The 7,947-nt window shown below is 65.1% G+C and carries 7 protein-coding genes; 6 read left to right on the top strand and 1 reads right to left on the bottom strand.

The window, feature by feature from the left end; genetic code table 11:
* The first annotated feature begins 92 nt into the window (after nt 1-92).
* From IRZ12_RS13535 to IRZ12_RS13525, 3 genes are all read left to right on the top strand, one after another.
* Nucleotides 93-1,778: an amidohydrolase family protein gene (locus IRZ12_RS13535; protein WP_296469320.1), complete on the top strand. Its 1,686-nt coding sequence runs from the start codon at nt 93-95 to the stop codon at nt 1,776-1,778.
* Complete coding sequence (locus tag IRZ12_RS13530) at nt 1,775-2,767, top strand: tripartite tricarboxylate transporter substrate binding protein (RefSeq protein WP_296469318.1); 993 nt, start codon at nt 1,775-1,777, stop codon at nt 2,765-2,767. The genes IRZ12_RS13535 and IRZ12_RS13530 overlap by 4 nt, the downstream gene beginning before the upstream one ends.
* Nucleotides 2,768-2,929: 162 nt before the next feature.
* Nucleotides 2,930-3,544 carry a UbiX family flavin prenyltransferase gene (locus IRZ12_RS13525; RefSeq protein WP_296469316.1) on the top strand — a complete coding sequence of 205 codons (615 nt, stop codon included), beginning with the start codon at nt 2,930-2,932 and terminating at the stop codon, nt 3,542-3,544.
* Between the two features lie 4 nt (nt 3,545-3,548).
* Here the strand turns inward: IRZ12_RS13525 and pobA are convergent, their stop codons facing one another.
* Complete coding sequence (gene pobA, locus IRZ12_RS13520) at nt 3,549-4,718, bottom strand: 4-hydroxybenzoate 3-monooxygenase (RefSeq protein WP_296469315.1); 1,170 nt, start codon at nt 4,716-4,718, stop codon at nt 3,549-3,551.
* 124 nt (nt 4,719-4,842) lie between these two features.
* On the opposite strand from pobA, the gene IRZ12_RS13515 reads away from it, so the two are divergent.
* The 3 genes from IRZ12_RS13515 (at nt 4,843) to IRZ12_RS13505 (ending at nt 7,869) form a co-directional block, all read left to right on the top strand.
* Nucleotides 4,843-5,763, top strand: a complete 921-nt coding sequence (locus IRZ12_RS13515) for a helix-turn-helix domain-containing protein (RefSeq protein WP_296469313.1) — start codon at nt 4,843-4,845, stop codon at nt 5,761-5,763.
* Nucleotides 5,764-5,886: 123 nt separating this feature from the next.
* Nucleotides 5,887-7,266, top strand: a complete 1,380-nt coding sequence (locus IRZ12_RS13510) for an APC family permease (protein ID WP_296469311.1) — start codon at nt 5,887-5,889, stop codon at nt 7,264-7,266.
* 42 nt (nt 7,267-7,308) lie between these two features.
* A complete protein-coding gene (locus IRZ12_RS13505; protein ID WP_296469309.1) occupies nt 7,309-7,869 on the top strand; it encodes a cyclopropane-fatty-acyl-phospholipid synthase family protein in 561 nt (186 codons plus the stop codon).
* Nucleotides 7,870-7,947 lie beyond the last annotated feature (78 nt).

The raw sequence follows: 7,947 nt of genomic DNA, 5'->3' as shown, positions 1-7,947 counted from the left end.
GATTCATATAAATCTATATGAACATTTCAATTTTTACAATTAGTCGACTCTGCTAGATTTCCTACAAACGCTTAGCCAGGAGTTCGCCGGCCGTGCCTGCACCCCTCGTTCTCCATCGGGGCAAGATCATCACCTGCAACGACCGGGATGAGATTGCCTCTGCAGTCGCCATCCAAGACCGACACATCGTCGCCGTGGGCAAGGACGAGGACGTGTTGGCCGCGGCCGGCCCCGGCGCCGAACGCATCGACCTCGCCGGCAAGACTGTGCTGCCCGGATTTACCGACGGGCATGCCCATATGGATCGCGAGGGCCTGCGGCGCCATTTGCCGAGCCTTTCCGCCGCCCGTAGCAAAGAAGAGGTTCTCGAACTCATCGCCGAGGAAGCGCGCAAGGCCCCGCCTGGCACCTGGATCGTCACCCAGCCCATCGGCCAACCGCCCGAATACCCCGAACCCGAAAACGCGCTCGCGGCCGGGCTCTACCCCACGCGCACAGACCTCGACCGCGCCAGCCTCCACCACCCGGTGTACATACGTCCGATCTGGGGATACTGGCGCAACCGGACTCCGCTCATCTCGGTCGCGAACTCGCGGGCGCTGGAACTCGCGGGCATCGGGCCTGACACCGTCTCGCCCTCGCCTGACGTAGAGATCGAACGCGATGAACGGGGAGTCCCCACGGGCCGCTTCGTGGAACACACGCTCGTGCCCATCGTCGAGCACACCCTGATGCGGGCTGCCCCGGGCTTTACCCTGGAACAGCGGGCAGCGGGCCTGAGCCACGCCATGGCCGAATACAACCGCTATGGCACGACCGCCGTGTTCGAAGGACACGGCGTCGCCGATGAAGTCATACGCGCCTATGAAACCGTGCACGCCCAGGGCGCCGCCACGGTCAGGGCGACCCTCGTGCTGAGCCCCTACTGGGGCCCCCGCGGCAGCGGCGACGCGATCGAACTGTTGCGCGAGTGGAGCGCCTGGCTTGCGCGGCGCGGCCGGGGCGACGACTTGCTGCGCGTCCAGGGCATTTACGCGGAGATCGACAAAGACCCGCTCAACAACCAGCTGCGCGCCAGCAATCATCCCTGCACCGGATGGGCAGGATTCCAGGCGGGTGCGGCGCTCGATGCCGGGCTGCTCGCGCCCTTGCTGGTGGAGGCCGCTCGCGCGCGCATCCGGGTGGCGGGCATCTGGCCAGACCTGCTTCCCTTGTTCGAGGCCGCCCACCGGCAACATGCCATCGACGACCAGCGATGGGTCTTGGGACACCAACCCGTGCTCGATGCGGAGACCGTGGCCCGCATATGCGACCTCGGCCTCGTGCTGACGACACACACCAACCGGCATATCTACAAAGACGGCGACCTCTGGGTCCAGCGTCGCGGCCCGCAAGGGCAAGACGACATCGTGCCGCTGCGCCGGCTGCTCGATGCAAACGTCCCGGTCGCATTCGGCAGCGACAATCTTCCCGTCTCGCTGTTCGGGCCGATCTGGCATGCCGTCGCGCGCTTGAGCCGCAACGGCACACAGGTGGCACCGGCCCAGGCGCTCAGCCGGCAGGAGGCCCTGCGCATCGCGACCCGCGGCGGAGCCTATCTGACTTTCGATGAAGACGTGCGCGGCGCCATTGCGCCGGGCAAGCTCGCCGACCTCATGGTGGTAAATGCGGACCCGCTGACCTGCGAGGAAAACGACATCGCGTCGCTGCATTCGCTATTGACGATAGTCGACGGCCGAATCATCGCCCATCCGTCCTGCAAGGAGATCGTTCCATGATGCCCTTTCCTCCGTCTCCGGTCCGCCGGTCGCTGCTGGCATGCCTGGCCGCCTCGGCATGCCTGCACGCTTCTGCCTACGCCGCCGAGCCTTGGCCGGCGCGCCCCATACGCGTCGTCGTTCCGTACGCTCCCGGCAATACGGGCGACATCACCCTGCGCTTTACCCAGCTTCTGCTGGAAAAGCGCTTCGGCGTGCGCATACTGATCGACAACAAGAGCGGCGCCTCGGGCAACATCGGCGCCGAAGAAGTCGTGCGCGCCGCGCCCGACGGCTACACCTTCCTGCTCGGTGCCACCAATAACTTCGTCACCAACCAGTATTTGTTCAAGAGCATGCGCTTCGATCCGATCAAGGATCTCGCGCCGGTTTCCCTATTGAGCAACGGCCCGTCCGTGCTCGTGGTCAACGCCGCGTCTGACATCCGCACGCTGGCCGACTTGACCGCAGCGGCCAAGAAAAACCCAGGCAAGCTGAACTACGGCTCGCCCGGCAACGGCACGCCTCCGCATCTGGCGGCCGAACTGTACAGCCAGCTTGCCGGCGTGCAGCTGACCCACGTGCCGTACCGCGGTTCGCCTCCCGCCGTGCAGGCCTTGATGGCTGGCGACATCCAGCTCTACATCACGGCCCTGAGCTCGGTCGCCGGACACGTGTCCTCCGGCAAACTGCGCGCCATCGCGGTGGCAGACAAAGAACGCCTGTCCATCCTGCCCGAGGTTCCGACGACGGCGGAGCAGGGACTGCCCGGCCTGGTCACCGGCAACTGGTGGGGCCTCGCGGCGCCCCTGGGCACCGATCCGCAAGTCATCCAGCAACTCTCTTCCGCGCTGCGGGAAGTCATGCAAGATCCCGCGGTGCGCAAGCAGTATGCCGACATTGGGCTCACCCCCATAGGCAGCACGCCGGCCGAGTTCGCGGCGCGCATCGAAAGCGAAGCGCGGATCTGGAAGGCGGTCATCGAAAAAGCCAACCTCCAGCCGGAATGAACGACCGGCGCCGGCGGGCGGCAAGACAGCCCCGCCGGCGCGCTTTTTTCCTTCGTGCACAGCCGGAAAGCCCAATACAATGGAGCGGCCCGGACTTGACGCGCCGAACGGTCCGGCGGCCACGAATCGGGCGCCACGTACGCCCTTTGCCAAGGAGACCCCATGAGTTCATCGCCGGCCGAGCAGCCGCGCCAACGCCTGATCGTCGCGATCACCGGAGCCACAGGTTCCATCTATGGACTTCGCTTGCTGGAAGTGCTGCGCGACCTGCCCGATTGGGAAACCCACCTCGTCGTATCCGAGGCCGGCGTGCTCAATACCATGCACGAGCATGGCCTCGGCCGCAAAGACCTCGCGAACCTGGCCGACGTGGTGTATCACCCCGGCGACGTGGGCGCGGCGATCGCGAGCGGGTCGTTCCTGACGGCCGGCATGGTGATCGCGCCCACTTCTATGAAAACGCTGGCGGCGGTGGCGCACGCCTATGCGGACAACCTCATCACGCGCGCCGCCGACGTCGTACTGAAGGAGCGGCGCCGGCTGGTGATGCTGACGCGCGAAGCGCCGTTGAACCTGGCGCACCTGAGGAACATGGTCGCAGTCACGGAAATGGGGGGAATCGTATTCCCCCCCGTTCCCGCCTTCTACGCAGGCATCCAAAGCGTCGACGACCTAGTCAACCACACCGTGCTGCGCATGCTGGACCTGTTCGGCATCCATTCCGACCGCCTCAAGCGGTGGAAGGGGCTGGGCGCAGGCCGGGGCCAGGAGCGCTGAGCGTTCAGTACGGCAAGCCGACGTAATTTTCGGCCAGGGCCGTGGAAGCCGCCTGCGAGCCTACTAGGTAGGCGAGTTCGGCATGCTGGATCTTTTGCCCGAACTCGCCGTTCTCGGGGAATTTGTGCAATAGCGACGTCATCCACCACGAGAAGCGGACGGCCTTCCAGACTCGGTTCAGGCAGCGCTCGGAATAGGTGGCGATGCCCTCGCGATCTCCGCCATAGTGGCGGATGATGGCGTCGGACAGGTAACGCACGTCCGACACGGCCAGGTTCAACCCCTTGGCTCCGGTGGGCGGGACGATGTGGCCCGCATCGCCGGCGAGGAACAGGCGCCCGAACTGCAAGGGCTCGGCCACGAAGCTGCGCAGCGGCGCAATGCTTTTCTCGATCGATGGCCCCGTGACGAGCGACGCGGCGGCCTCGTCGTCCAGCCTGCGGCGCAGCTCGTCCCAGAAGCGCTCATCCGGCCAGTTCTCGATTTTGTCGTCAAGCGAGCACTGGACGTAATAGCGGCTGCGGGTGGGCGAACGCATGCTGCAAAGCGCAAAACCGCGTTCGTGGTTGGAGTAAATGAGTTCGTCCGACACCGGCGGCGTATCGGAGAGGATCCCCAGCCAACCGAACGGATACACCTTCTCGTACGTCTTGATGGCGGATGCCGGGATGCTCGCCCGGCTCACGCCGTGGAACCCGTCGCACCCGGCGATGAAGTCGCACTCCACCACGTGCTCGGCGCCATCCTTGCGGTACTTGACCTTGGGCCGATCGGTGTCGAAATCGTGCACGCTGACGTTTTCGGCCTCGTAGACCGACGCATAGCCGGCCGCTTCCCGGGCATCCATCAAGTCATGCGTGACTTCGGTCTGTCCGTACACCATGACGGTCTTGCCGCCCGACAGGTTCTTTAGGTCGATGCGATGCCGCTGGCCGTCGAAGCAGAGCTCGATGCCTTCGTGGACGAGCCCTTGCTCGTGCATCCGGCGCCCCACGCCCAGCTCGTCGAGCAGTTCGACCGTGCCTTGTTCCAGGACCCCTGCGCGTATGCGGCCCAGCACGTATTCCTTGCTTCGCTGCTCGATGATCAGCGTTTCGATGCCCGCGCGGGAAAGAATCTGGCCCAGGAACAGGCCCGCCGGCCCGGATCCGATGATGGCGACTTGGACCCTCATGGCGCGTCTCCTGTGGATGGTTCGAGTGGAAGCCATCTTACGGACCATCATCCCAGGGATGAATAGATTTTGAATACATGTTCATGGATAATCGGAACATTCTGCCTGGCTCATGCCGACTTCCATGAAACACAGCGTACCGACTTACGCTCTCTACGGGGAACACGGGAAAAACCTCGTTCACGAAAGCCTGCATTGCGAATCCATCCCGCAGCGCAGCAGCCTGTACGATTGGGAGATCAAGCTGCATCGCCACGATCTCTTCGTGCAAATTCTGTACATACGGTCGGGCCGGGCCGACATCCAGTTCGAAGACAGCCGCTTCACCGCCCACGGCCCCTGCGCGCTCTTCGTGCCCGCCTTGCACGCGCACGGATTCCGCTTCTCCGAAGATATCGACGGCTCTGTCATCACCATCGTCACGCAGCATGTGGACAATCTGCTGGCGGGCCAGGCCAACCTGCTCGCGCATTTCCAATCGCCGCGGCACATCCCCTTCGAACCAGAGGAACCCGGCTATCGCGCCTTCTCCCAGTCGATCGAACTCCTGCTGGCCGAATACGGAGAGGCGCATCCGTGGCGCTTGCCCCTGCTCGGCTCGCTGCTCGCCTCTGTCCTGATTCTCCTCGCCCGCAAGATCGCGACGCAGGCTCACGTCGATCCCAGCCGGCGCAGTTCGCGCAGCGTCGTCCACTTGCATCGCTTCAAGGCCCTGCTCAATCGCAACTTCCGCGAACAACGCGCCATCACCTTCTACGCCGAGCGCCTCGGCATCACGCCCACGCAACTGAACCGGATCTGCCGCGAAGAGCTCGGACTGTCGGCCCTGGGCGTGATCAACAATCGCCTGTTGACCGAGGCACGGCGCGACCTGGCCTATTCGTCGCTGAGCGTCAAGGAGATCGCGCTTACGCTGGGCTTCTCCGACCCCAGCTACTTCTCGCGCTTCTTCACTAAGCACGCCGGCATGTCTCCCAGCGACTTCCGGATCAAGGTCAGGGACCAGTTCGACCAGGAGCGGGCCTCGGCCGTATCGGGGACTTGACCGCCTTCGCCTTTCGCCTTTACCTTCAGCAGACTGTAAGCTTGGCTGGGCGCATTCCACAGCCTGCCTCGCTTGCCACCGTCGGTCCGTACGCATTCTCCCCTGCGCCAAGGAATTTCCTGCATGAGTGACGCGTTGCCCGCATCAAACCCGTCCGCATCCCGGACCGAATCATCGACGGCGGTACCAGCGCCGCAACCCATGCTCAGGACGCTGGACATCATGGCGCTGGTGGTCGGCATCGTCATCGGCGCCGGCATCTTCAGCGCCCCTTCCCTGGTCGCCGCCCATGCGAGCAGCCCGGCCGCGATGATGCTTTCCTGGGCGCTGGGCGGCTTGATCGCCATAGCCGGCGCCATGTGCTATGCCGAGCTGGCGGCCACCTATCCGCATGCCGGCGGAGACTACCACTACCTGCGGCGGGCCTTCGGCGCGCGCCTGGCCTTCCTCTTCGCATGGGCCCGGCTCACGGTCATTCCCACCGGCTCGATTGCGCTGCTCGGCTACATCTTCGGCGATTACGCCTCGCAAATCGTCAGCCTGGGTCCGGCCTCTTCGGCCATCTACGCAGCGGCGGTGATCCTGGTCTTGACGGGGGTGAACATCGCCGGGCTACGCACCGGCAAATGGACGCAGAACCTGCTGACCGCGGTCGAAGTAGGCGGCGTGCTGCTCATCATCGCCGTCGGGTTGTTCTTCACCGCGGACGCCTCGGCCGCACCGCCTCCGCCGCCTGCGTCCTCGACGGCCAACTGGGGCCTCGTCTTGATCTTCGTGATGCTCACCTACGGCGGCTGGAACGAGGCTGCCTACGTCTCGGCCGAGGCCATGGGCCCCAGCCGCAGCCTGCCCCGGGCGCTGTTCTGGAGCCTCGCGCTGGTCACGCTGCTCTACCTGCTGGTCAATCTGGCTTACTTGAAAATGCTCGGCCAGGCGGGCATGAGCGCCTCTTCTGCCGTGGCGGCCGACATGATGCGCCGGGCATTGGGAGAACCCGGCGCGCAGCTAATCGCCCTGCTGATCGCCGTTTCGGCGCTCACCTCGGCCAATGCCACCATCCTCACGGGCGCCCGCACCACCTACGCGTTCGGGCGGGACACCCCCGCGTTCGCGGTGCTGGCCAAATGGCACCCGCGGTGGCATACGCCCGTCAACGCGCTGTGGATACAGGCCGCGATCGCGCTCGCGCTGGTGCTGCTCGGGGCCTACACCCGCAGCGGATTCGCAACCATGGTCGAATACACGGCGCCGGTATTCTGGTTCTTCTTCGTGTTGACCGGCGTCGCGCTCTTCGTCTTGAGACGCAAGGATCCATCGGCGCACCGCCCCTTCCGCGTACCGCTCTACCCGCTCACGCCTTTGGTGTTCATCGCGACCAGCGGCTACCTGTTCTATGCCAGCCTGCGACACACGGGCGTCGGGGCATTGGTGGGCGTCGCGGTATTGATCGTCGGCGCTGTCGTCATGCTGGTGCTGCCGCGCGATGCCTCGGCGGCATCCTGAGCTGAACCGACCCTGACCTGAACCGACCCTGGGAGACAGTCCATGAAGCGACGCGATTTCTGTCTGGCCACCCTGGCAGCCGCAGCCAGTGTCGCCACCTCGGCCTGCGCACAATCGGCCGACCCCACGTCCAAGCGGACTTACCGCACGCCGGACGTCATCTTCGTTCCCACGCCCCAAGCTGTCGTCGACGCCATGCTCGAAGTCGCCAAGGTCGGCCCCAACGACGTCCTGTACGACCTCGGCTCGGGCGACGGGCGCATTCCCATCACGGCTGCCAAACGCTTCGGGACGCGCGGCGTGGGCATAGACCTCGATCCACGCCGCATCGAGGAAGCGAACGCCAACGCCCGCGCGCAAGGGGTGACGGACAAAGTCCAGTTCATACAGGGAGACTTGTTCGAGCAAGACCTCTCGCCCGCCACCGTCATTACGCTGTACCTGCTGCCCAACCTGAACCTGAAGCTGCGGCCCAAGCTGCTCGCGCTCAAGCCCGGCACCCGCATCGTCTCGCACGCTTTCGACATGGGGGACTGGGAGCCGCAGCAACGACTGACGGTGGACAACAAGCAAATCTTCTTCTGGACGGTCCCCGCCAGGTGAACTCGCGCCGCGGGGGCGCCCGCCGGCGGCGGCCGGGGGCGGTGGGGGGGGTGCGGGGCCGGGGCAGGATGGGGTGAC

This window comes from Pigmentiphaga sp., from assembly GCF_019689535.1.
In the GTDB taxonomy this organism is placed as follows: Bacteria; Pseudomonadota; Gammaproteobacteria; order Burkholderiales; family Burkholderiaceae_B; genus Pigmentiphaga.
Note: the sequence above shows the minus strand (reverse complement) of the source record. Positions and strands in the feature narration are given on the sequence as shown.

Bases quoted from the DNA above. Each gene is read 5' to 3' on its own strand.
- IRZ12_RS13530 (WP_296469318.1), top strand. From the start codon at position 1,775: ATGATGCCCTTTCCTCCGTCTCCGGTCCGCCGGTCGCTGCTGGCATGC.
- IRZ12_RS13525 (WP_296469316.1), top strand. From the start codon at position 2,930: ATGAGTTCATCGCCGGCCGAGCAGCCGCGCCAACGCCTGATCGTCGCG.
- pobA (WP_296469315.1), bottom strand. From the start codon at position 4,718: ATGAGGGTCCAAGTCGCCATCATCGGATCCGGGCCGGCGGGCCTGTTC.
- IRZ12_RS13515 (WP_296469313.1), top strand. From the start codon at position 4,843: ATGAAACACAGCGTACCGACTTACGCTCTCTACGGGGAACACGGGAAA.
- IRZ12_RS13510 (WP_296469311.1), top strand. From the start codon at position 5,887: ATGAGTGACGCGTTGCCCGCATCAAACCCGTCCGCATCCCGGACCGAA.
- IRZ12_RS13505 (WP_296469309.1), top strand. From the start codon at position 7,309: ATGAAGCGACGCGATTTCTGTCTGGCCACCCTGGCAGCCGCAGCCAGT.